This window comes from Streptomyces sp. NPDC052016 (assembly GCF_044548445.1).
Taxonomy (GTDB): Bacteria; Actinomycetota; Actinomycetes; order Streptomycetales; family Streptomycetaceae; genus Streptomyces.
On record NZ_JBIUBX010000004.1, the window covers coordinates 92,192 to 114,484 of the forward strand.

Annotated in this window: 18 protein-coding genes; 2 read left to right on the top strand and 16 right to left on the bottom strand. The window is 72.4% G+C overall.

Annotation, left to right across the window (positions count from 1 at the left end; translation table 11 throughout):
• Window position 1 precedes the first annotated feature (1 nt).
• Window positions 2–1,192, bottom strand: coding sequence for an NAD(P)/FAD-dependent oxidoreductase (locus ACIHAR_RS07005; protein WP_400017549.1), 1,191 nt, complete (start codon window positions 1,190–1,192; stop codon window positions 2–4).
• Window positions 1,193–1,604: 412 nt separating this feature from the next.
• On the opposite strand from ACIHAR_RS07005, the gene ACIHAR_RS07010 reads away from it, so the two are divergent.
• On the top strand, window positions 1,605–2,276 hold the full coding sequence (locus ACIHAR_RS07010; protein WP_400017551.1) for a phosphatase PAP2 family protein: 672 nt from the start codon (window positions 1,605–1,607) through the stop codon (window positions 2,274–2,276).
• 59 nt (window positions 2,277–2,335) lie between these two features.
• Here ACIHAR_RS07010 and ACIHAR_RS07015 read toward each other — a convergent pair whose 3' ends face one another.
• Genes ACIHAR_RS07015 through ACIHAR_RS07030 form a run of 4 tightly spaced genes read right to left on the bottom strand, consistent with a single transcriptional unit; the run spans window position 2,336 to window position 6,429 of the window.
• On the bottom strand, window positions 2,336–3,679 hold the full coding sequence (locus ACIHAR_RS07015; protein ID WP_400017553.1) for a glutamate-1-semialdehyde 2,1-aminomutase: 1,344 nt from the start codon (window positions 3,677–3,679) through the stop codon (window positions 2,336–2,338).
• Between the two features lie 7 nt (window positions 3,680–3,686).
• Window positions 3,687–4,238, bottom strand: a complete 552-nt coding sequence (gene rfbC, locus ACIHAR_RS07020; protein WP_400017555.1) for a dTDP-4-dehydrorhamnose 3,5-epimerase — start codon at window positions 4,236–4,238, stop codon at window positions 3,687–3,689.
• Window positions 4,235–5,485 carry a polysaccharide pyruvyl transferase family protein gene (locus tag ACIHAR_RS07025; protein WP_400017557.1) on the bottom strand — a complete coding sequence of 417 codons (1,251 nt, stop codon included), beginning with the start codon at window positions 5,483–5,485 and terminating at the stop codon, window positions 4,235–4,237. Before ACIHAR_RS07025 ends, rfbC begins: the two co-directional genes overlap by 4 nt.
• Entirely contained in the window at window positions 5,482–6,429 is a 948-nt protein-coding gene (locus ACIHAR_RS07030; protein WP_400017559.1) for a glycosyltransferase family 2 protein, read from the bottom strand. Before ACIHAR_RS07030 ends, ACIHAR_RS07025 begins: the two co-directional genes overlap by 4 nt.
• Before the next feature lie 158 nt (window positions 6,430–6,587).
• Here ACIHAR_RS07030 and ACIHAR_RS07035 point away from each other — a divergent pair, with 158 nt between their 5' ends.
• A complete protein-coding gene (locus tag ACIHAR_RS07035; protein WP_400017561.1) occupies window positions 6,588–7,796 on the top strand; it encodes an RNA-guided endonuclease InsQ/TnpB family protein in 1,209 nt (402 codons plus the stop codon).
• Between the two features lie 13 nt (window positions 7,797–7,809).
• On the opposite strand, the gene ACIHAR_RS07040 is transcribed toward ACIHAR_RS07035, so the two are convergent.
• From ACIHAR_RS07040 to ACIHAR_RS07090, 11 genes are read right to left on the bottom strand one after another with little or no spacing between them, the layout of a single operon-like run.
• On the bottom strand, window positions 7,810–9,099 hold the full coding sequence (locus tag ACIHAR_RS07040) for a hypothetical protein (protein WP_400017563.1): 1,290 nt from the start codon (window positions 9,097–9,099) through the stop codon (window positions 7,810–7,812).
• 5 nt (window positions 9,100–9,104) lie between these two features.
• Window positions 9,105–10,358: a DUF4910 domain-containing protein gene (locus ACIHAR_RS07045; RefSeq protein WP_400017879.1), complete on the bottom strand. Its 1,254-nt coding sequence runs from the start codon at window positions 10,356–10,358 to the stop codon at window positions 9,105–9,107.
• 41 nt (window positions 10,359–10,399) lie between these two features.
• Entirely contained in the window at window positions 10,400–11,425 is a 1,026-nt protein-coding gene (locus tag ACIHAR_RS07050) for an NAD-dependent epimerase/dehydratase family protein (RefSeq protein ID WP_400017566.1), read from the bottom strand.
• 3 nt (window positions 11,426–11,428) lie between these two features.
• Window positions 11,429–12,076 (bottom strand): PIG-L deacetylase family protein, encoded by a 648-nt coding sequence (locus ACIHAR_RS07055; RefSeq protein WP_400017568.1) that lies wholly within the window; start codon window positions 12,074–12,076, stop codon window positions 11,429–11,431.
• Window positions 12,073–12,882 (bottom strand): glucose-1-phosphate cytidylyltransferase, encoded by an 810-nt coding sequence (locus tag ACIHAR_RS07060; RefSeq protein WP_365453370.1) that lies wholly within the window; start codon window positions 12,880–12,882, stop codon window positions 12,073–12,075. The genes ACIHAR_RS07055 and ACIHAR_RS07060 overlap by 4 nt, the downstream gene beginning before the upstream one ends.
• Window positions 12,879–14,114 carry a class I SAM-dependent methyltransferase gene (locus ACIHAR_RS07065; RefSeq protein WP_365453367.1) on the bottom strand — a complete coding sequence of 412 codons (1,236 nt, stop codon included), beginning with the start codon at window positions 14,112–14,114 and terminating at the stop codon, window positions 12,879–12,881. Before ACIHAR_RS07065 ends, ACIHAR_RS07060 begins: the two co-directional genes overlap by 4 nt.
• The gene (locus ACIHAR_RS07070; RefSeq protein ID WP_365454034.1) at window positions 14,111–15,388 is read right to left on the bottom strand and encodes a glycosyltransferase; all 1,278 of its coding nucleotides are present in this window, start codon (window positions 15,386–15,388) and stop codon (window positions 14,111–14,113) included. Before ACIHAR_RS07070 ends, ACIHAR_RS07065 begins: the two co-directional genes overlap by 4 nt.
• 2 nt (window positions 15,389–15,390) lie before the next feature.
• A complete protein-coding gene (locus ACIHAR_RS07075; RefSeq protein ID WP_400017571.1) occupies window positions 15,391–16,623 on the bottom strand; it encodes an O-antigen ligase domain-containing protein in 1,233 nt (410 codons plus the stop codon).
• 1 nt (window position 16,624) lies between these two features.
• Window positions 16,625–18,151, bottom strand: a complete 1,527-nt coding sequence (locus ACIHAR_RS07080) for a right-handed parallel beta-helix repeat-containing protein (RefSeq protein ID WP_400017573.1) — start codon at window positions 18,149–18,151, stop codon at window positions 16,625–16,627.
• Window positions 18,152–18,160: 9 nt separating this feature from the next.
• On the bottom strand, window positions 18,161–20,104 hold the full coding sequence (locus ACIHAR_RS07085; protein WP_400017576.1) for an alginate lyase family protein: 1,944 nt from the start codon (window positions 20,102–20,104) through the stop codon (window positions 18,161–18,163).
• Window positions 20,101–22,290, bottom strand: a complete 2,190-nt coding sequence (locus ACIHAR_RS07090; RefSeq protein WP_400017578.1) for a bi-domain-containing oxidoreductase — start codon at window positions 22,288–22,290, stop codon at window positions 20,101–20,103. Before ACIHAR_RS07090 ends, ACIHAR_RS07085 begins: the two co-directional genes overlap by 4 nt.
• Window positions 22,291–22,293: the final 3 nt, after the last annotated feature.

The following is a 22,293-nucleotide window of genomic DNA, read 5'->3' on the forward strand; positions in this document are numbered from 1 at the left end:
CCTATGCGGCGACCTTCACACCGGTCCGGTCAGGCCCGTCGGCCAGGCGGCGCCTGCGCTTCGGCATGCCGAAGGTCGGGTGGGCGATGCTCCACCCGGCTCCCCTGAGCACGCCCGACTTGAGCCGCGCGGCGGTTCGGCCGCCCAGGTACCAGGACTTCGACCGGACGTCCCCGTCCACCATCTGGACGATCGCGTCCCGCCGCCCGAGGCTGATGTGGTTGCCGTGGTACTTCAGCCCGGTGGTCGGGACCTTGCTCCCCGTCAGGCGCGCGATGATCGCGGCGGTCGCCTGCATGTTGGTGTAGCCGGCCGAGGCGCAGGACATCGGCAGCGGCCGGCCGTTCTCGCCGATCGCGTACGCGCAGTCGCCGACGGCGTAGACGTCCGGGTGCGAGACCGAGCGCATGGTGCGGTCGACGACGATCTGGCCGGTCTCGGCGACCTCCAGGCCGCCGGCGGCCGCGATGGGGTGCACGGCGAACCCGGCCGACCACACGGTCACGTCGGCCGGGATGGACGTACCGTCCGCGGCGATCGCCCGGGTCGGCTCGACGGCTTCGATGCCGGTGTGCTCGTGGACGGTGATACCGAGCCGGTCGAAGGCTCGGTGCAGGTGACGGCGGGCCTTCGGGGAGAGCCAGGCGCCCAGCTCGCCGCGTGCGGCGAGCGCGACCGAGAGGTCGGGCCGGGACTCGGCGAACTCGGTGGCGGTCTCGATGCCGGTCAGCCCTTCACCGACGACCAGCACGGTGCCGCCCTCGCCCAGGCCGGCCAGGCGCTCGCGCAGACGCAGCGCCGAGGACAGGCCGGTCACATCGAAGGCGTACTCGGCGACGCCGGGGACGCCATGGTGGGCGACGGAGCTGCCGAGCGCGTAGAGCAGGGTGTCGTACGCGAGCTCGCCGTCGCCGTCCTCGCCGGTCACGGCGACGGTCCTGCGCTCGGGGTCGAGGCCGGTGACGCGCGCCAGGAGCAGCCGAACCCCGGTGCCCGCGAACACGTCGGCGAGCTTGCGGAACGCGAGGTCCTGGCCGCTCGCGAGCTGGTGGAGCCGCATCCGTTCGACGAAGTCGGGCACGGCGTTGACGACGGTGATCTCGGTGTCGGCGGGGGAGAGCCGGCGGGCCAGGTTTCCGGCGGCGAAGGCCCCGGCGTATCCGGCGCCCAGTACGACGATGCGGTGCTTCATGGCGTTGCTCCTGTCTCGTTCGCGGGCCCCTTGAACGAGACGGCGCCCCGATTGCTGACAGGAGCCGGGTGTGACGTGGGTCACCAAACCGAGGTGCGCGCTGCACGGTTGGTTAGGGTTGCCGAGAGCAACTGACTGGTGCGCAGGCTGAGGGGCGATCTTGCCCGGTCCAGCCGTGCGCGGCCCGTACATCGGACGATCCCGGCCATGTCGGCGGCGGTAGAGGGCAGTTCTCGGGGGCGCGGCAGCGCGGTAGCGGCGGACGACTGGGGTCGGCCCCGACGGGAGGGGAGGTGCGTCGCATCTGCGGATGGTCTGCGACGGTGTGCGGGCTTTTCCCCGTCTTGAAGAGGGCCTTGAGCATGGGTGACTCACGACGAGGCACCGCACGTCGACCGGACGCGGTGGGCGTGTGACCGGCCGGTCGGCGTCCGCGGTGCTGCCCCCGTCGCTGCGCGTGTGGCTCGGGCTGACGGCGGCCCTCGCCGCGCTGGTGGTCATCGTGCTCGGGGTCCTGTATGCCGACGACAGCGAGCCCGGCAGGGTGGACGCGCGGATCGGGGCGGCGGTGGACGGTGTGGGGCCGCCGTGGCGGCACGTCGCTCTGGCCACGGACTTCCTGGGGGAGCCCGGGGGAGCGGCGATGCTGGTCGCGGCCACCGTGACGGGCTGCCTGCTGCTTCGGCGTCCGCGCGCGGCGGTGCACGCCGTGACCGGCGCCGCCCTGGCCGTGGGAGCGACGAAGCTGCTCAAGCCCCTGGCGGGACGCACCATCCACGACGGGCATCTGTCCTACCCGAGCGGGCACACCGCCTTCCTCACCGCGCTCGCCCTCGTGGTGGCGCTGCTCGCGACCGGCCGGCTCGGCCTCGGCAGGACGGCCGGCGCGTCACTCGTGCTCGCCGCGGCGCTGGTTGCCGGCGCCGCCATGGGCTGGGCGCAGGTCGCCCTTGGCGCGCACTACCCGACCGACGTCCTCGGCGGCTGGTGCACCGCGCTGGCGGTGGTACCGGCGACCGCTTGGCTGGTCGACCGGACGGCCGACCGGCTGGCCGATCGGACGGCCGAAGCCGGTCGGCGGTAGCGTCGCCGACGCCACGTCACATGGAGCCGGACGGCATGATTCGCTGACGCCTCGTCACATCACGCCAGACGGCGGAAGACGGGCTTCACCGGTCGTCCGGCCAGCCAGGGGGTGGGGTCACCGGTGTCCAGTGCCTTCCGGTACACCGCACATGCCTGGGCCACCACGTCGACCGTGTGATCGATGTCGGCGTCGTCGAGCGCGCTGCTCACCACGAACGACGGGGCCAGCACCCCGCCCGTGAGGAGCCGGCGCAGGAACAGGGTGCGGTACTGCTGCGACGGCTGCCGGTTCTCGTCGAGGGTGGCGAAGACGAGGTTGCTGGCCCGGCCGCGGACGACGACGTGGTCGCCGACGCCCATGGCGGCCGCGGCGTCGCGGACACCGGCGGCCAACCGCTCGCCCAGGGCGTGCAGCCGCGCGGTGACGCCCTCCTCGACGTAGGTGGTGAGCACGGCCATCGCGGCGGCCAGGGAGTGCGTCTCCGCACCGTGCGTGGTGGACAGCAGGAACACCCGGTCGCCGGAGTGACGCAGCCCGCCCCGCTCCATCAGGTCGCGGCGCCCGGCCAGCGCGGAGACGGCGAATCCGTTGCCCAGCGCCTTGCCGAACGTGGAGAGGTCGGGGACGACGCCGTACAGGCCCTGGGCGCCCGCCTCGGACCAGCGGAAGCCGGTGATCATCTCGTCGAAGATCAGTACGCAGCCGTACCGGTCGGCCAGCTCGCGCAGGCCGGCGAGGTACCCGGGCGGCGGCTCGGTGTGGGTGGCGGCTTCGAGGATGAGGCAGGCGACCTCGTCCTGGTAACGGGTCAGCAGCTCCTCCGTTGCGGCCAGGTCCCCGTAGGGGAACGCCACGGTGAGCTCGTCGGTCGCCGCCGGAACGCCGGCGGACATCGGCGTGGTGCCGATGAACCAGTCGTCGACGGAGAAGAACGGATGGTCGGCGCAGAGGGCCACCCGCGGGCGCCCGGTGGCGGCACGGGCGAGGCGCACCGCGGCGGTGGTGGCGTCGGAGCCGTTCTTCGCGAACTTTACCATCTCGGCGGTCGGCACCGTGGCCAGGAAGCGTTCCGCGGCCTCGACCTCCACGACGGACGGCCGGACGAAGTTGCTGCCGCGGTCGAGTTCCCGCCGCACCGCCTCGATCACGCGTGGGTGGGCGTGGCCGAGGCTGACCGACCGCAGGCCGGAGCCGTACTCGATGTAGCGGTTGCCGTCGATGTCCCACACGTGAGCACCGCGGCCGTGGCTGATGACCGGAGCCAGGTTCTCGGGGTACTGGTCGTCGCCCTTGGCGTAGGTGTGCGCGCCCCCGGGGATCAGGGCGTGCAGTCGCTCGTTCGCCTGCCGTGACCGGGGCAGGAGGAACTCCTCGGTCCCTTCGGGGTGTTCGGTGTCCACGCCGGCCTCACTTCTCTCTTTGCTTCAGGACCTCGGCGAGGCTCGGCGCCTCCCGGTCCCGCTGGGACATCGATGTGACCGGCAGTGGCCAGTCGATGGCGAGCTCCGGGTCGTCGAAGGCGATCGTCACGTCCTCGGCCGGATCGTGCGGGCGGTCGATCCGGTACGAGGTGTCGGCGGTCTCGGTCAGCGCCTGGAAGCCGTGCGCGCATCCCGCCGGGATGTACACGGTCGCCTGCGTCTCGCCGGACAGCTCGAAGAAGGCCCTGTTCCGGTACGTCGGTGAGTCGGGCCGCAGGTCCACGACGACGTCGAAGATCCGCCCGAACGAGCACCGCACGAGCTTGGCCTCGCCGGCGCCGGAGCGCAGGTGCAGGCCGCGCAGCACGCCCCGGACCGAGCGGGACACGCTGTCCTGGACGAAGGCGTCCGGGTCGAGGCCCACCGAGCGGACCACGTCGGCGTCGAAGGTGCGGCAGAAGAAGCCGCGCTCGTCGGCGTACGGCGTCGGCTCGAAGAGGAACGCGCCGGCGATCTCCGGGACTTCGGTCGCTTTCATGGAGCCTCCTGCCGGGTGCGGGCGTGGGCGTGGTCGTTCGCCGGGAACAGGGACGCGGTCAACGCGTCGAACTGCTCCCGGAGTTGCCGGGCGGCGACCATGTTCGCCTCGGTGAGGGTCCGTCGCAGCTCCGCCGATTGCCGCTCCAGCTCCCGGAACTGCTGCAGCAGCCGGTCCGCGTCGACCTCGCGAGCCGGGTGGCGGTACGCGCCGAGCCCCATGCGTTCCATGAGCGCGTCGCTCTTCGCCGCATAGCTGAGCGCGAGCGTCGGCGTGCCGACCTTCAGCGCGCAGATCAGGTTGTGGTACCGGGTCGCCACCACGGTGTCGGCAGCCGCCGTCTCCTTCATCAGGTCGGCCAGCGAGGCCGTCTCGGCGGCGGTGACCAGCGGCGAGTCCACCGCGTCCAGGATCGCGGCGACCACCGGCGCATCGCACTCGTCGCCGGTGAGCAGCCGGACCGGCCTGCCGTCCTCGACCAGCGCGCGGACGAAGCGGGTCGTCCCGTCGAGGTAGCGCCGGTGGATCTCCTCGGCCCGGGCGCGGTCGTCGTCGCCGCCGTGGAAGGCCATGACGCCGACGCAGACCGGACCCGGTGGGCTCTGGGCCTGGTCCGAGGGCGTGCTCGGCTCCGGCGCCGGCAGGGCGAACGCCAGGTCCGGGTAGACCTCGTCGCGCGCGGTGTCCACGCCCATCGCCCGCATGGCGTCGCGGGACAGGACGTCCCGGTACGACCGGTACGCGGCCAGCCGCGCCGACCAGCGCACCAGGGTCCGGGTCGCCCGGTTGCCGATCGCGTCCGCGCCGACGCCGACCAGTGCGACCCGGGTGCCGAACAGCCGGCCGCTCGCGCAGAGCAGGAACAGCGAGTACGGGAAGCCCCACGGTCGCAGCGGCAGCGTGGCCTCCAGGACGCCCATGCCCGGCACGATCACCACGTCGTGCCGGCGCACCCAGGCAGCGGTGCGGACGGCGTCGACGATTTTGCCCAGGCCCTTCGCCGCGATCGCGCCCGCACGCGACGCGGTCCGGTACTCCCCGCGGTACCAGTGCAGCCGCGTCGCCGGGATCCGGTACCGGGTCGCGACGACCTCGGGTCCGCCGCACAGCGCGTCCACGACCGCCTCCGGGTGCTCGGCGCGGAGGTAGCCGAGCACGGCCTCGAGCGACCCGTCGTTGCCGAGGTTGCCGGAGCCGAGCAGGCCGAACACCCCGACGCGCACCGGAGTCCCGTCGGCAGGCGTCATGCCTGCCTCCCCTCACGTCCGGCGACGAGGGCGTCGACGGAGACGGTGAGCAGGGACGGGTCGACCGGGGCGCGGTCCTCGACCCGCTCGCCGGCGCCGGGCCGGACCCGACTGGTCATCCACGCGGCCAGGTGGCGGTAGCACGCGCGCCGGTCGGCCGGGGACAACGGCGCCCGCCGGATCGCCGAGACGAAGCCCCAGACGTACTCGGCGAGCAGCCGGGGCGTCGGGTGCAGCGGTCCCGCCCGGCGCGGGTCCAGGTTGACGCACCGGGAGCGCTTGGAAGGGTTCGCCCGCTCGGCTCGGGTGGGGTGGTCGCGGCGGAAGTACAGCAGCTCCGGAACCTGGTGGAAGGGCCCGTGCAGGGTGATCTCGGCGACGAACGTGCGGTCCGCGTGGTGGTAGCTGTCGTGGGGCTTCACCCGGCGCAGCACGTCGGCCCGCATCACCCCGTAGAAGTCGTCGCCGCCGGGCTCGAACAGCAGGCTGCGGAAGCGCTCCGGCGCGTGCGGCGAGTCGGTGGCGAGCCCGTACTCGTACGGGACCTTCACCTGGCCGTCGCCGTCGATGACCGCCTGGCCGGCGTGCGCGAGGATCACGTCCGGCCGCTCGTCCAGCGCCTCCACGCAGCGCCGCAGCAGGTCGCGGGCGTACAGGTCGTCGTGCGAGGCCCACTTGAAGAGTTCGCCGCGGCACTCGGTGAAGACGTGGTTGTGGTTCGGCGCGGCGCCGATGTTCCGCGGCAGCCGGATGTACCGGATGCGCGAGTCCCGCGCGGCGTACTTGCGGCAGATGTCCTGGGTCCCGTCGGTCGAGGCGTTGTCGGAGACGACCAGCTCGAAGTCCTCGTAGGTCTGGCCGAGCAGGGCGTCGAGCGCCTCGGCGAGGTACTCCTCGCCGTTGTACACGGGCAGGCCGATGCTCAGCCTGGGTCGGGCGGTCATCAAGATTCCTCCGTGGATACCCCGGTCTTCAGGCCGGGGAGGAAACGGACTCCTGCGGAGCAGGGCAGGGAACGCCGAGCCGCCGCCAGGGCGGTTCGGCGTCCGTCGGCTGTCGGCCGACACCCGTAGCTCAGACGGAAGTTGATAGAGTGTGAGATGTGGCACGGCAGGTCAAGCGGGCGTTCAGGTACCGCTTTTATCCCACGGACGAGCAGGCGGCTGAGCTGTCGCGCACGTTCGGCTGTGTCCGCTTGGTGTACAACAAGGCGCTTCAGGACCGCACGCGGGCCTGGTACGGGGAGCAGCGCCGGATCTCCTACGTGCAGTCGTCCGCCGCGCTGACGGAGTGGAAGAAGACCGAGGAGTTCGCCTTTCTGGCCGAGGTGTCCTCCGTTCCGCTCCAGCAGGCGCTGCGTCACCTTCAGGCGGCGTTCGCGAACTTCTTCGCCAGGCGGGCCAAGTACCCGCGCTTCAAGTCGCGGAAGAAGTCCCGTGCGTCGGCCGAGTACACCCGGTCCGCCTTCAAGTGGCGCGATGGGCGCCTGATGCTGGCGAAGATGGCGGATCCCCTGGACATCCGCTGGTCGCGCCCTCTGCCGGAGGGCGCGGAGCCGACGACGGTGACCGTCTCGCGGGACAGCACCGGGCGTTGGTTCGTGTCCCTGCTGTGTGAGGACACCATCGCCCCGGCCCCCACCACGGATGCGGCGGTCGGCCTGGACGCCGGGATCACCTCGCTGGTGACCCTGTCCACCGGGGAGAAGGTCGCCAACCCCGGGCACGAGCGTCGCGACCGCGCCCGCCTGGCGAAGGCGCAGCGGGCGCTGTCCCGCAAGAGCAAGGGCTCCGCGAACCGGGAGAAGGCCCGTCGGAAGGTCGCCAAGGTGCACGCCCGGATCACCGACCGGCGCCGGGACTTCCTCCACCAACTGTCGACTCGGCTCGTCCGTGAGAACCAAACGGTCGTGATCGAGGACCTCACCGTCCGCAACCTGCTGAAGAACCACACCCTGGCGCGCGCGATCTCGGACGTGGCATGGGCAGACCTCCGCATGATGCTGGAGTACAAGTGTGCCTGGTACGGGCGCGAACTCGTTGTGATCGACCGCTGGTTCCCCAGCAGCAAGCTGTGCGGGAACTGCGGCACGGTCCACGGGAAACTGCCGCTGAACGTGCGCGAGTGGACGTGTGACTGCGGCACCGTGCACGACCGCGACGTGAACGCGGCGCGTAACATCCTGGCCGCCGGGCTGGCGGCGTCTGCCTGTGGAGACGGTGTAAGACCTCAACGGGAGTCCTCCCGGACGGGGCAGTCGTCGGTGAAGCAGGAAACCCAGCGGGCGACCGCTGGAATCCCCCGCCTTTAGGCGAGGGAGGAAGTCAAGGCGTCCTCACTTCGGGAATGGGGTCCTGGTGGTGCTCGCGCAGGGCGGAGCGCAGCTGGAGCCACCACACGGCGGAGGCGGCGAGAGTCGCGGTGGCGACGCCCCAGGCCGAGCCGACCGTGCCGGCCAGGGCCGCGCCGCCGAGCCCGCCCGCCACATAGCAGGCGGACGCGAACAGCTGGCAGCGCAGGCTGCGCCGGGCCGCGGCGAGCGCGCGCAGCCCGGCCGCAGCGCCGGTGCCGAGGCCGGCGCCCGCGACGCCGAGGGTGACCGGCACGATGAGCTGTGCGGCGGAGTGCCAGACGTCGCCGAGCACGAGCTCGCCGAGCCGGTCCGGCACTAGAAGCAGCGCCCCGCCCCAGAGCAGCGCGGCGACGGCCTGCCCGCCTCCCAGCAGGAGGCAGAACCTGCCCAGTCGGTGCGGGGCCCGCCGCAGGACCCGTGCCGCCTCCGCGACAGTGACCAGCGAGAGGCCCATCAGCACGGCGAGGAACGGGCCGAGCAGCAGCTCGGCGCCCCGGACCGCGCCCACCGCGCCGACCCCGACGATCGCGCCGAGCCCGTAGGCACGCAGCTGGCTCGCGCTGCTGAGGCTGACGTTCTCGACGAGGTACCGGTAGCCGAGGTCGCGCTGCTCGCGGAGCCACGCGCGCGCCTGGGCCGTGCGGGGCAGGATGCCGGACTGGACGTAGCCGTATCCCGCGGCCACCGTGGCGGACGCGCCCCAGGCGAGCACGAAGGCGGCCACGCTGCCCACACGGGCCGCCACCAGCATGGCCGGGACGAGCACGACGCCCCACACGAGGTCGTTGACGAACGCCTTCCGCCCGGTGCCGGCGGCGAAGAACGCGAACCGCCATGCGTCCTGCAGCAGCAGCCCCGGCAGTACGACGCCGAGGCAGGCGAACGCGGGCCCCACGCGGCCGCCCAGTGCGAGGCCGGCCACCACGGACGCCGCGCCGAGGGCGGCACCGACGCCGAGCGCGGTACCGGACGACCGGACCACCGCCCCGCGCCAGGCCGCGTCCGCCACGCCGCTGAAGCGCACCATGAGCGGGTCGGTGGCCAGTCCGCGGGAGACGTTGAGCACCACGCCGTAGGTCACCCAGGCCAGGCTGAACACGCCGAACGCGGTCAGCCCCAGCGAGCGCGCCACGTAGATCCCCACCGCGAAGTTGGTCATGCTGGAGGCCGCCTGGTCCGCCAGTCCCCAGGACAGCCGGCCGACGACGGCGCGCCGGGCGGATCCCGCCGGTGCCCTCGTCTTCTCCTCCTCGGTGGTCATCGGCGTCACGCCTTGATCAGCCCGGCGCCGTGCAGGGCGTCGGCCGCCGCGGCGACGGCGTCGAACGGCAGCCCGGAGCGCTCGGCGACGTCCAGCAGAGCGTGCTCGCCGTCGGAGAGGCTGAGCACCCACAGCATGGCCATCTGCGCCTGCTTCGCGTCGCTGCGGCCCCCGAGCGAGTCGTACAGCCCACGCCGGCCCAGCTGCGGCTCACCGTAGGGGCTGAGGTTGACGTACCGCCGGTTGCGGTCGAGGACGGCGAACGCCTCCCGGCAGACGGCGAGCGTGTCCGCCATCGCCTCCGGGGAGACGAAGTCCAGGTTGTCGGCCGAGGTGTGGTACTCGGGGTAGCCGGCATACGGGGTCCGGCTGAGCGAGCCCACGCCGAGATCGAACCCGGGCGAGCAGAACTGCCGCTCGTCGTAGCCGTAGGGCGTGAACTCGGTGACGTGGTGCGGGCGTTCGGAGGCGGCCAGCACGTGCCGCATCACCCGGTCGATCTCCGCATCGCCGCGCCTGCTCTGCTTGTACGTCAGCCGGCCCGGGTCGCCCGCGCAGGCCAGCACCAGCCCGTGCTTGACCCGCTCCACCCGCTCCGCGTTGCGGGCAAGCCAGGTGATCGCCCCGATGGTGCCGGGCGCGAAGATGAACCGGTACGTGTAGTAGGGCGTCTGCCGGGCCAGCGCCCGGGCCAGGAACGTCGCCACCGCGATGCCGGCCAGATTGTCGTTGGCCAGCGACGGGTGGCAGACGTGGCAGGAGACGATCACCTCGTCGGGGACCTGCCCCGCAATCACGTGCTCGGCGTACGTGAGGTGGCCGTCCGCGAGGGTGGAGTCGATGCGCACCTCGTACTCGCCGTCCGGCAGCGCGTCCAGGGTCTCCTGGGCCAGGCAGAACCCCCACTCCGGCTTGTAGTAGCTGGTGCGGTACGGCACCCAGGCCGGGTGGTCCGGCAGCGTGTGCAGGTGTCCGCGCAGCTCGGACAGTGACATGGTCTGCGACACCGGGACGCTGTAGCCGAGCACGTGCAGGCTGGACGCGGCGAAGTCGACGACCCGGTTGCCGGCGCCGTCGGCGATGTACGCGTCCCGGATGTTCCACTCCTGCGGCACCGTCCAGTCGAGCACCTGCGTCCCGGTCGGCACCTCGTGCACCTGCAGCGGGACGTACTCGCCGACGATCTCCAGGGTGGCGCGCACCCCGTCGCCGGTGATGCTCCGGCACAGCGGGTACAGCCGCTCCACCAGCGCGTACATCTCCTCACCGGCCGAGGTCGTCGGCTGCTCGCCGGCCGCGGTCACCGGCGCCACCGCAGGGTGTCGTCGACGGCGCCTGCGTCGGACGCCGCGCGCAGCACGGCAAGGCGGGTGAAGCGCCGCTCGAAGTCCTCCCGGGTCAGCCCGTGTTCCCGGTAGGCGTCGGCGAGTTCGAGCGCGCCCTGCTTCACCGTCCACTCGCAGTCGAAGCCGGGCACCGCGGCGCGGAACCGGGAGAAGTCCACCCGGTACGACCGCGGATCGGCACCGGTCTCCCCGGTGATCACCACGCGCGAGTCGCTCACCGCCTCGGCGACCTGCTCGGCGATCTCGGCGACCGTGACGTTGTTGATCTCGCTGCCGATGTTGAACGCCCGGTCGTGCACCGCCTCCCGCGGCGCGGTCAGCGCTGCCGTGAAGGCCCGTGCGATGTCGGCGGCGTGCACCAGCGGGCGCCAGGGGGTGCCGTCGGAGAGCACCAGCACCTCGCCGGACAGGAGCGCGTGGCCCACCAGGTTGTTCAGCACGATGTCGGCGCGCAGCCGGGGTGAGTAGCCGAAGGCGGTGGCGTTGCGCATGAACACCGGGGTGAAGTCGCCGTCGGCCAGGGCGTGCAGGTCGTCCTCCACACGCACCTTGGACTCCGCGTACGGCGTCACCGGGCGCAGCGGGGCGTCCTCGGTCACCAGGTCGTCGCCGCCGGCGGCGCCGTAGACCGAGCACGTCGACGCGTACAGGAAGCGCCGGACCCCGGCGTCGCGGGCCAGCCGGGCCAGCCGCACGGACGCGTGGTGGTTGATGTCGTAGGTGAGCTCCGGCGCCAGCGATCCCAGCGGGTCGTTGGACAGGGCGGCCAGGTGGATCACGGCCTCGACCCCGGCCACGTGTTCGGCCGCGACGTCGCGCAGGTCCACCCGGTGCCCCGGCGGGTCCGCGGGCCGCGGGCCCAGCACGCAGTCGGAGAACAGGCCGGCGTCCAGACCGACGACCTCGTGCCCGGCGGCCGCGAGGACCGGAGCCATCACGGTGCCCAGATAGCCCTGGTGTCCGGTCAGCAGTACGCGCAAGGTTCAACCCCCCAGGTTGAGTGTGAGTTTGGTGGCGGCGAACGCCTCGGCGTAGCGCGCGTGGCATTCGATGCCGCGGATCCGCGCCAGGCCGAGGAAGGCCTCCCGGTCGTACCAGGGCCGGTGCCGCTGCGACGGGTAGTGCTCCTGCAGCAGCCGCACCTTCTGTTCGGCGATCTCCGGCGACAGCGGCTGGAACGCGGCCGGACGGCCGAGATCGCCGTCCCACTTGACGATCTCGTAGCCGAGCACGAGATGGTCGCGGAACGCGGTGGTCACCAGCTTCGCCAGACCGCGGTGGTCCTGGTGCGCGTCGTCGGTGCGCGGGGCGAGCACCAGGTCCGGATCGGTCTGCACGCGCAGCTCCTCGACCGCGGCCTTGGCCTCGTCCCAGTGCGCGGGCAGCCGTCCGTCCGGCAGCTTGTGCACGGTCAACCGCAGGTCGGCGCCCGGGCAGAAGGCGGCGAGCGCGGCCTGTTCCTCCTGCTCGCGCTCGCTGCCCCCGCCGGAGAGCACCAGCGCGTCGACGCGGAGACCCGGCCGAGCGAGGCACATCGTCAGGAGCGTGCCGCCGGCGCCGATGGCGATGTCGTCGCAGTGCGCACCCATGGCGACGATCCGGTCGAGGCGCCCGGCGCCGAGCCGGATCACGCGGTCCTCACCGCGGCGTCCGCCCCCGCGCCGTCCCGTTCCCACACGGCCCACGGGCGGTCGCCCCGGGCGTAGGCCTCGTCGAGCGCGGCCCGCTCCTTCACGGTGTCGGTCGGCTTCCAGAAGCCGCGGTGCCGGTGTGCCACCAGCCGTCCGCGCTTGGCCAGTCGCGCGCATCCGTCGGCGACCAGGTCCCCGTTCTCCGGGATGTGGTCGAAGACCTCCTGGCGGAGCACGAAGTAGCCGCCGTTCTCCCACAGCGGCAGTTCACTCACCGGGGTGATGCCCCCCACCAGGCCGTCCTCGCCCAGGTCCACACAGTGGAAGGAGGACTGCGGCGGCACCACCATCATCGACGCACCGGCGTCGCGCCGGGCGAACCGGTCGATCATCTCCGGCAGCGGGGCGTCGGTGAGCACGTCGGCGTAGTTCGCGAGGAACATCTCGTCGCCGTCCAGGTGATGGCGCACCCGGCGCAGCCGCTCCCCGATCGGTGACTCGATGCCGGTCTGCGCGAACGTGATCGTCCAGTCCGAGATGTCGGTGGACAGCAGCTCGGTCCGCCCGCCGCGCAGCACGAAGTCGTTGGACGTCGTCTCCTCGTAGTTGAGGAAGAAGTCCTTGATGTGGTGCGCGCCGTAGCCGAGACACAGGATGAACTCCGTGTGCCCGTAGTACGCGTAGTAGCGCATGACGTGCCAGATCAGCGGTCGCGGGCCGACCATCGCCATCGGCTTGGGCACGTCGTCGGAGGCGCCGTTGCGCATCCGCATCCCGTAGCCGCCGCAGAACAGAACGACCTTCATCGCTTGACCTCGACAATGCTCAGTTCCGGGATGGGGAAGACCAGCCGGCCGCCCCAGTCGTGCACGAAGGACAGCTGCTCGACCAGCTCGGCCCGCAGATTCCACGGGAGGACGAGGACGAAGTCCGGTCGGTCGGCGGCTATCTGCTCGGGCGGCAGGATCGGGATGCGGGTGCCCGGGGTGAACCTGCCGTGCTTGTAGGGGTTGCGGTCGACCGTGTACGGGAGCAGGTCGGGCCGGATGCCGCAGTGGTTGAGCAGGGTGTTGCCCTTGCCGGGGGCGCCGTAGCCGACGACCGTCTCGCCGCGCTCGGCCGCCTCGATGAGGAACCCGAGGAGGTCCCGGCGCACCTTGGCCACCCGGGCGGAGAACTCGGTGTACCCGGACAGCTCCTGCAGCCCGGCGGCCTTCTCCCGGGCCAGCACGTCGGCCACCCGCTGCGTCGGCTCGCCGGCCACCTCGGCCGGCCGGGCCCACAGCCGGATGGAGCCGCCGTGCGTGGGCAGCAGCTCGACGTCCACGAGCGCGAGTCCGCCGCTCGCCAGCGCCCGGGTCGCGGACGCGACCGTGTAGTACTGGAAGTGCTCGTGATAGATCGTGTCGTACTGGTTCTCCTCGATCAGGGTCAGCAGGTGCTGCACCTCGATGGAGACCCAGCCGTCGTCGGCGACCAGGGAGCGCAGCCCTTGGGTGAACCCGACCACGTCGGGGATGTGCGCGTACACGTTGTTGGCCACGACCAGGTCCGCCGGGCCGTGCTCGGCGCGGACGCCGGCGCCGGTGGCCGGGTCCAGGAACTCCGTGAGCGTGGGCACACCCGCGTCCCGCGCCGCGGCGCCGACGTTCACCGAGGGCTCGATGCCGAGGCAGCGGATCCCCCGGTCCACCACGTGCCGCAGCAGGTACCCGTCGTTGCTCGCGACCTCGACCACGAAGGAGTCGGGGCCGAGATCCAGCCGCGCCGCGGCGTCGGCGACGAACGTGCGCGCGTGCTCCACCCAGGACGTCGAGTAGGAGGAGAAGTACGCGTACTCGCTGAACGTCTCCTCCGGCGTGATCAGCGGCGGGATCTGCGCGAGCCAGCAGTCGGTGCAGACCCGCAGGTGCAGCGGGTACGCCGGCTCCGGTCTGTCCAGTTGGTCCGCGGCAAGGAAGCTCTCACACGGTGGCGTCGCCCCGAGATCGACGACGCTCGCCATCGCTTCCGAGCCGCAGAGTCGGCAATGTGTCATGTACTGTCCCCATCCCCCTGCTCGCGCGGGTGTCCCCGCCGCGAGCCTGTGTTTTCGTCCCCTACCGGCGGCGGGCCGTCCGCGCCGCCGGACCGACCCGCGATCGCGGTGCGGTACCCGTCCACCAGGCGCTCCAGCCCGACGGCCGGGCTGAAGTCCTGCTCGTAGCGGCGCCGGGCCGCCAGGCCCATCTCCCGGTTGCGGGCCGGCTCGGCCGTGATCCGGCGCAGGCAGGACGCGAGCGAGGCGGGCTCGCCCGGCCGGTGCAGCAGCCCGGTCTTCCCGTCCTCGACGAGCTCCACGAAGGCGCCGTGACCGGCGGCGACGGCCGGGACCCCCGCCGCCATCGCCTCCACCACCACCAGGCCGAACGCCTCCAGCCAGGTCGAAGGAGCCACCACGGCGACCGACCGCGCGACGGCCTCCCGGCACTGCGCCGGGTCCAACAGGCCGACGCAGCGCACGTCGTCCCGGCCCGCCGCCCAGGCGGTCACCTCCGGCTCCAGCGGCCCGGCGCCGGCGATCACGAGCGGCACGCCCACACCGCCGCTCGCCGCGATCTCGTCCCAGGCGGCCATGAGCAGCCGTACGCCCTTGGCCTCCGCGAGCCGGCCCAGATAGAGCAGATGCTCTCCGGCGCCCGTACGGCAGGCGCCCGGGTCCGGCACGAAGTTGTGCTTCACCGCCAGCCGCTCGGCCGGCATGCCGGACCGCACCAGGACGTCGCGCTGCGCCGCGGAGATGCAGAAGAACCGCTCCACGCCGGACCACCACCGCCGCCGGTTGACCGACAGGCTGACCGCGAGCGGCACCGTCGCCAGCCGGGAGCCCCGGTAGCAGCCGTGCCGGACGGCGGGCAGCGGCGGGGACCCGACGCACTCGGTGCACGGCCGGCCGTCCCGCTGCAGCGTGCCGGGCGGGCAGACCTGGGTGTAGTTGTGCAGCGTGGCGACGGCGGGCACGCCGGCGTCGGCGCAGGCGGCCAGCACGGCGGGCGACAGGAGCGGGAAGACGTTGTGGACGTGCACCACGTCCGGCCGCTCGGCGCGGAGCCGGGCGGCGAGCTCCGTGCGGACCGCCGGGTTCCACGGCACCAGCAGCGGTACCGCGGCTTTGCCGAGGAGGGACCGGGCGGCGATGTCGTCGCTGCGCCGCTCGAACACCTCGACCCGGTGGCCGGCCCCGCGCAGCAGCGCCACCTCCTGGTCGACGACCTTGTTCTCCCCGCTCGGCTGCGCCGAGGCGTAACGGTTGTGCACCACGAGGACGTGCATGCTCACGTCACCTCCGATCTCTGGGCCCATCGCGGGACGCGTCGTCGCGGGACGTCGGGCGTCGACGGGGGAGCGGCCGCGGCGGGTGCCGCAAGGAGCGAGGCGGCCACGGCCAGGTGCAGCAGATACGGCGAGGCGTCGCCCAGCCCGGCCTCGGTGTACGACGCGATCGCGCAGTAGCCGATCAGGAAGATCGCGCAGGCCCGCGACAGCGACGGCGGCCGCAGCAACGCGACGCCGCCCAGGACGATGACGACCGCCGCCACCAAGGCGACGCCGGTCACGCCCTGCTCGTGGTAGACGGCCAGCCAGCTGTTGTCGATCGGCAGCCCGCCGAACGACTTGTCGCCCAGGCCCGCGCCGAACAGGTGTTCCGAGGTCGTCCGGGGAGCTGCCAGCAGGGCGTCCCAGACCTTGGCCCGACCGGTGAGACTGGTGAAGTTCTCCTGGCTCTGTCCGCGCAGGAACCACGCCCGCAGCGCGGAGCCGAACCCCACCGCCGCCACGGCGGCGCACAGCACCGCCCAGGTGAAGAACCGGCGGGCGGCGGCGCTGGTCAGCACGAGCGAGAGAATCGCCGGCGTCAGCCCGATGAGCAGGCCGAGCGTGGCCGTCCGGGTATGGGTCAGCGCGAGCAGGACGAGTGCCGGCACGATGACCACCGCCGCGCTGCCCTTGTCGGTCCGGCGGCCCAGAACGAGCAGTACGGTGAGCCCGGTGATCACCGCCGCGTACTGTCCGATCTGCGGCGGGGTGAGCGGCCACAACGCGCCGACCAGCCGCCCGCCGTAGAGCTCGGGCATGGCGGCGCCCGGTGAGATGACCAGGCCGGCGGCCACCGACCCGAGGACCACGAAGTACATCCGGATGTGGTGCCGGACGAAGGTCGGGCCGCCGTCCCACCAGCGGCTGAGCAGCCACAGTGTGCCGACGAAGAGTGCCAGCCGGGCACACCGGAACAGCGCGCCGAACCCGGACCCCAGGTCCGCGCTGGAGATCACGCTCGGCACCAGCAGCAGGGTGAGCAGGAACAGGAAGGCGCTGGCTCGGACGCGCACCCGGGGATTGATCGCGAGCGCCAGCGCGAACGCGACGACCAGCGCGCCCATGGTGACCATCTGGATGAGGGAGCGGGGCAGCGGGACGATCGTCTTCGCCCCGGCGGAGCCGAGCGTGTTGAGGACCAGAAGCCCCCAGACCGTCCCGACGATCTTCGACGTGTGGTTCGCGCCCAACTCAACCACCGGCCCGTGCGCGGAAGGTGCTGCCCGCGTCCTGCTGGTACGGCGTGCCCTGCCACTGACCGTGGTCGAGTATCCGGCTCGGATCGTGGGCGACGAACTTCCATGGCCCGACGTAGACGTTGTCGTGCCAGCGGTTGTGCTGTGTGCGGGTGATGGCCTCGGCCACCCGCTCGCCCTGGTACGGCGACCAGTCCGGATAGGTGCCGTAGTTGGCCAGCACCGCCATGCGGTCGCACTTCACCGTGCAGTCGACGACGGACTTGTCCAGCACGAAGCGGTTGCCGTGGATGTCCACCCGCTGGGTCTTCCACCGGCAGTCGGCGTAGAGCGGTGCGGTGGCGATCGCCGGCTGTGCGCAGCGGTCGGTGTGCTTCACCAGCAAGGTGCACTCACCGGACGAGGTGTTGGCCGGGCTGTTGCAGAACCGGTCGGCGTTCTCCCACAGGGTGATCCCGGACCAGTTGTTCTCCAGCACGTTCCGGTAGATCTCGATCTTGTCCGTGCGGGCTCGGATCCGTGGTTCGCCGCCGGACTCGGACAGGTAGATGGTCGCGAACGGGAAGTTGTCGCCGCGGTCGGCGCGCCTGCGGCCCTCGACCCAGTTGTTCCGCCGGATCGTGTTCTTCCGGATGACCGCGTTGTAGCTGGTCTCGTAGATCAGCGCGGCACCGTCGTTGGCCTCGAGCACGTTGTCCTCGATGCGGAAGTCGTTGTTGTTGGTGTCCGCCCACAACCCGGCTCCCCGGTTGTCGTGCACCCAGTTGCCGCGTACGTCGGCGCCGTCGACGGCCCAGAACTTGACGCCTCCGGTGCAGCCGCAGCCCTCCCGCCGCCGCTCCCAGTCGTCGGTGTTGTTGCCCACGATCTCGTTGCCCTCGACCACCAGGCCGCTGATACGGCCGGTGGCCTTGTACGCGTTCATCCCGTACTGGCCGTTGTCGCGCAGGCAGTTGGCGCGGACCCGCTGGCGGTCACCGGCCATCAGCCCGGCGCCGGAGTTGTTCTGGATCGTCGTGTGCTCGATCACCCAGCCGTCCGCGGAGTCATGGTTGACCACGCCCTCGTTGTGCGGCGCGACGAAACCCTGCACGGTCAGGTAGCGGACGGTGACGTTGCGGGCGGTGCCGCCGAACGCGTACTGGTTGGTCTTCCGGCCGTCGAGCACCGCGCCCGGCGCGCCGAGATAGCTGTTCCCCTCCTTGGGGATGACCTGTGCGTAGCGGTCCGACTCGAGTGTGTGCTTGCCCGGTCGAAGCCAGAACGTGGTGTTCGGGGGGCTGCTCCTGGTCTTCGCCGCCAGGTCACCGACCACCGCGGGGTCGACCGTCACCGCGCCCGTCGGCGCCTTCGCCGGCCCGGCCGCGGGCTGGGCGCACACCCGGGCCACGGACGTGGGCGGCGCAGCGGTCGGCTTCGGCCGCGCGTCCGGCGTGCTCTCACAGCCGGTCGCCGCCGGCAGGGCCAGGGCCAGCGCCAGCGATGCCACCGGCAACGCCCGGTGCCGCCACTTGATCCCCAAGCGTCCTCCCTAGCCGTGGAACCTGAGTACGGTGGTGAACCCCTCCGCGCCGTCGGCGAAGCCGGTGCCGACCAGCGTCGTGGTGGGTTCCTTGCGGCCGAAGCCGGCGGAGTACCAGCCCAGCGGCGGGTCGACGTCGCCGCGATGCGCCCGCCAGCTCAGCTGCCCGGGCAGGTCGAGCGCCGCGGAGCGGTCCTCGCCGTCCCGGGTCCAGGTGAGCACGGCCCGGTTGCCCATCAGGTCCGCGGCGATCGCCGGGCCGAGGTGGAACGCCAGCCGCACCTCCCCGCGCGGGCCGCGCACCTCGTCGACCACCCGCACCTCCCGGCTCGCGGCCGTCAGCTCCACCCGGCGGCGGTGCACGGAAGGCCGGTAACCGTCGTGCTCGGCGCACCAGCGGGCCACCCCCGCCTCGGAGGTGTCCGCGACCAGGACGCGGCTGCGGGCGTGCCGGGTCCACAGGAACGGCCCGCCGGAGACCGACTGGTCACCGCCGTCGAGTTGCAGGGTGTTGTGGCCGAGGGTCGACCGGAAGTACTGCCGCCACTCGGGCTGCCCGTGGTAGCAGAACGTCCCCGGGTCGGCAAGCACGTCGACCCCGTCGTGCCGGACCTCCACGGACAGCGCGTCCGCGTGAGCATGCGCGGCGATGGACAGGAAGCCGTGCGGACCGCCGTCGCAGCGGCACCAGATCTCCTCCGGACCGCGCAGGATGGTCATGCCCGCGTCGGCGAAATGGGCCGGTCGGCCTGCCGGGCGGGACACGGACAGTGCAGCGGACTTGATGAGCGCGGCCAGCAGCGGGGTGCGCACATCGGTGCCGGTCACCGCCGGCCACCAGGCGAGCCGGCCGAACACGGCGTCCCCGGTGGCCAGCAGCGAGGCCCAGCGGTCGGTGCCCGCGCCGTCCACGACCAGACCGTGCCCGTCGTCCGCGTCCCCCTGGCGCGGCGGCCGCAGCCGGCTGTCCACGACGGCCGCGAGCGCGTCCGTCATTCGCAGCAGCACCAGCCGGATCGACGCCGGAACCGGCACCCCGGTGACATCCGCCTCGGCCACCGCGGCCAGGCCGAGCTCCAGCACCAGTCCGTGGTACTCGGTGGCCAGCTCGCGGTTGAGGCCGGAGGGGAAGGTGTTGCTGCGCAGGTGCCGTTCCAGCGACCGCAGCGCGTCGGCTCGCCAACGCGCCGAGGAGGGGAACCACCCGAACGCGCAGGCCGCGGCGAACTGCCCTGCGGCCTCGGCGATGACGTGGTTGTTCGCCGAGGACCCGCGGCTGGGGAAGGCGGCCAGCCAGCGCTGGTGGTGCCAGATCTGGTTGAGCGCCACCGGATTGTTCTCGAACAGCCCGGCTGCGCCCGGCCAGCCGTCGAGCAGCCGGCGGATCCACACCCAGGACAGCAGCCGGATCCCCAGCTCGATGCCGCTGGTCCAGTGCACCCCGAGCAGCGGCGCGTTGGCCGCCCACCACGACCGCAGGTGCTCGGCCACCCGCTCGGCGTACCGCTCGTTCCCGGTGATCGCGTAGGCGCCGGCGAGCACGGTGAGGTACTGGTGCCGGGACAGCTCCCAGATCTGCTTGACGTCCCCGACCGCGTCCTCGTTGCGGTACGGCACGTCGAAGGCGTAGCCCCACGGGGCCCGGCGCCCGGTCTTCGGGTCGTACCACCAGTCCGGGTCGGCCAGGTCGTCGCGGACCACCCCGAAGTACTCGACGTGCCCGGCCATCAGCCGGTCCGCCTCGGCGATGAGACGTTTCGCCGCGTCCGGTGGCACCGCGGCGATCGTCCCCGCGGGCAGCACCGCGGTGAACCGGGCGCCGGTCACGCTCGGGCAGGCGGGCCGCGCCGACCGCCACCGCCGCCTGCGCACCGCGTCGCCCACCCGGCCGGCGACCTCCCGCGGGCCCATCCGGGACAGCCGGCGCAGGTACCAGCCCGCGCTCATGGTCATCGCGCCCCCGCCAACGTCACCGGGGCGCCGGCCGCCAGGCCTGCCCGCACGGCGAGGGTGGCCGCCGTGGTGGCGACCAGCGACTCCAGCGGCACCGGCATCGGCCCGCCGGTCCGTACGGCCTTGACGAACGCGGCCAGCTCGGCGTTCTGGCCCTTGTCCCGGGCCTTGGGCAGCCGCGAACTGACCCATCCTTTGCGGCGCCCATCGTAAACAGCGGCACGGACGAAGTCGTCGAGCCGCAGCGCACGGCCGTCCGCGACCAGGTCCAGCGTCTCCTTCGGGAAGCCGGACGGGCCGGTGGTGACGTAGCTGATGGTGGCGGTGGATCCGTCCGGGTAGCGCAGCACGACCTGCAGATCCTCGTTGCCGGGCGTGGCGACCGCGTACACCGACACCGGGTCGGCCTCGAGCAGCCAGCTCGCCGTGTCGATGAAGTGCCCGCCCTCTCCGGCGAACCGCGAGCCGTGGGTGCCCTGTTGGAGGTACCAGCTGCCGTGCTCGAGGCGGCCCGCGTTGACCAGGTAGCGGAGGCTCGCCGGACCGGTCCGGGCGCCGAAGCGCTTCCTGGCCTCCTGCAGCAGCGGCGCGAACCGGCGGTTGAAGCCCACCTGCAGCCGGTCGTTGCCGGACTCCTCCACCGCCGCGAGCACGTCGGCCAGTTCGGCCTCGGTGAGCGCCAACGGCTTCTCCACGAACACCGACTTGCCGGCCAGCAGTGCCTTTCGGGTCAGCTCGGCGTGCGAGCTGTGGCGGGTGACCACGAACACCGCGTCGATGGACTTGTCGCCGAGCACGGCGTCCAGGTCGGTGGTCGCCTCGGCGAAGCCGAACTTCCGTTTGGCGTTGGCCGCGGAGAGCGCCGTCGTGGTGACGACGGTCGCCAACTCGACGCCGTCGCGCTGTGCCAGGTGCGGCAGCAGCATCGACGTCGCGTAGTTCCCCGCGCCGACGAACGCGAGGCGCACCGGCGACTTGACGGCCCGGGCCGGCTTGGGCACTCCGCCGCCGGGCCGCTTCACCACGGGCACGGCCACCGCAGGGGCCTCCGTGTCGACCGCCTCCTCCGAGTACCTGAACAGCACCGCCACGGCCTTCAGGTCGCCCTCCTTCAGGCGCTGGTACGTCTCGACGGCGTCGTCGAAGTCGGCGACATGGGAGATCAGGGCCTCCACGTCGACGCTGCCGCGGGCGAGGAGATCGAGGAAGCACGCCAGGTTGCGGCGCTCGGTCCAGCGCACGTAGCCGATCGGGTAGTCCCGGCCCTCGAGTTCGTACTCCGGGTCGTAGCGCCCGGGGCCGTAACTGCGGGAGAACCGGACGTCGAGCTCCTTCTCGTAGTACGCGTTCCACGGCAGGTCCAGGCGGCACTTGCCGATGTCGACGACCCGGCCGCGGTCCCGGCAGAGTCGGGCGGCCAGCTCGACGGGCTGGTTGCTGCCGCCGCCGGCGGCCAGGTACACCTGGTCCACGCCGTGACCGCCGGTGAGTTCGGCGACGGCGGCTTCCACGGCCGCGGACTCGGGATCGCCGCAGGCCGCGGCGCCCAGACGCTCGGCGAGCTCGCAGCGCACCGGGTCGGGGTCGACCCCGACGACGCGGACTCCCGAGGCAGTGAGGAGCTGCACCACCAGCTGCCCGATCAGCCCGAGGCCGATGACCAGTGCCACTTCGCCGAGCTGTGACTCGCCCTGGCGGACGCCCTGCATCGCGATCGCCCCGACGGTGCCGAAGGCGGCGTGCCGCGGCGCGAGGCCGTCCGGCACCGGGGTGTACAGGTTCTTCGGCACCCAGTTCAGCTCGGCGTGCAACGCGTGCTCGTTGCCGGCGCAGGCCACGAGGTCGCCGACCTTCACGTCGTCGATCCCGGCGCCGACCTGCTCGACCACCCCGCACAGGGAGTAGCCCAGCGGCGTGTAGGAGTCCAGCTTGCCCATCACCTTGCGGTAGGTGGCGGGCACCCCGTTGGTGGCCACGCTCTGCACCACCTTGGCCACCTGGTCCGGGCGGGAGCGGGCCTTGCCCAGCATCGACATGCCGGCCTCGGACACCTTCATCAGCTCGGTCCCGGTGGAGATCAGCGAGTAGGCGCTGCGGACCAGCACCCCGCCCGGCTTGCACCCCGGCACCGGAACGTCGAGCACCGCCAGCTCGCCGCTCTTGTAGTTCTGCACAACCTGTTTCACCCG

What these genes read in the sequence shown, in the direction of transcription:
- rfbC (WP_400017555.1), bottom strand. Translation starts at nt 4,238, where the DNA reads ATGAAAGCGACCGAAGTCCCGGAGATCGCCGGCGCGTTCCTCTTCGAG.
- ACIHAR_RS07040 (WP_400017563.1), bottom strand. Translation starts at nt 9,099, where the DNA reads ATGACCACCGAGGAGGAGAAGACGAGGGCACCGGCGGGATCCGCCCGG.
- ACIHAR_RS07030 (WP_400017559.1), bottom strand. Translation starts at nt 6,429, where the DNA reads ATGACCGCCCGACCCAGGCTGAGCATCGGCCTGCCCGTGTACAACGGC.
- ACIHAR_RS07065 (WP_365453367.1), bottom strand. Translation starts at nt 14,114, where the DNA reads ATGACACATTGCCGACTCTGCGGCTCGGAAGCGATGGCGAGCGTCGTC.
- ACIHAR_RS07005 (WP_400017549.1), bottom strand. Translation starts at nt 1,192, where the DNA reads ATGAAGCACCGCATCGTCGTACTGGGCGCCGGATACGCCGGGGCCTTC.
- ACIHAR_RS07060 (WP_365453370.1), bottom strand. Translation starts at nt 12,882, where the DNA reads ATGAAGGTCGTTCTGTTCTGCGGCGGCTACGGGATGCGGATGCGCAAC.
- ACIHAR_RS07070 (WP_365454034.1), bottom strand. Translation starts at nt 15,388, where the DNA reads ATGCACGTCCTCGTGGTGCACAACCGTTACGCCTCGGCGCAGCCGAGC.
- ACIHAR_RS07025 (WP_400017557.1), bottom strand. Translation starts at nt 5,485, where the DNA reads ATGACGCCTGCCGACGGGACTCCGGTGCGCGTCGGGGTGTTCGGCCTG.
- ACIHAR_RS07085 (WP_400017576.1), bottom strand. Translation starts at nt 20,104, where the DNA reads ATGACCATGAGCGCGGGCTGGTACCTGCGCCGGCTGTCCCGGATGGGC.
- ACIHAR_RS07045 (WP_400017879.1), bottom strand. Translation starts at nt 10,358, where the DNA reads ATGTACGCGCTGGTGGAGCGGCTGTACCCGCTGTGCCGGAGCATCACC.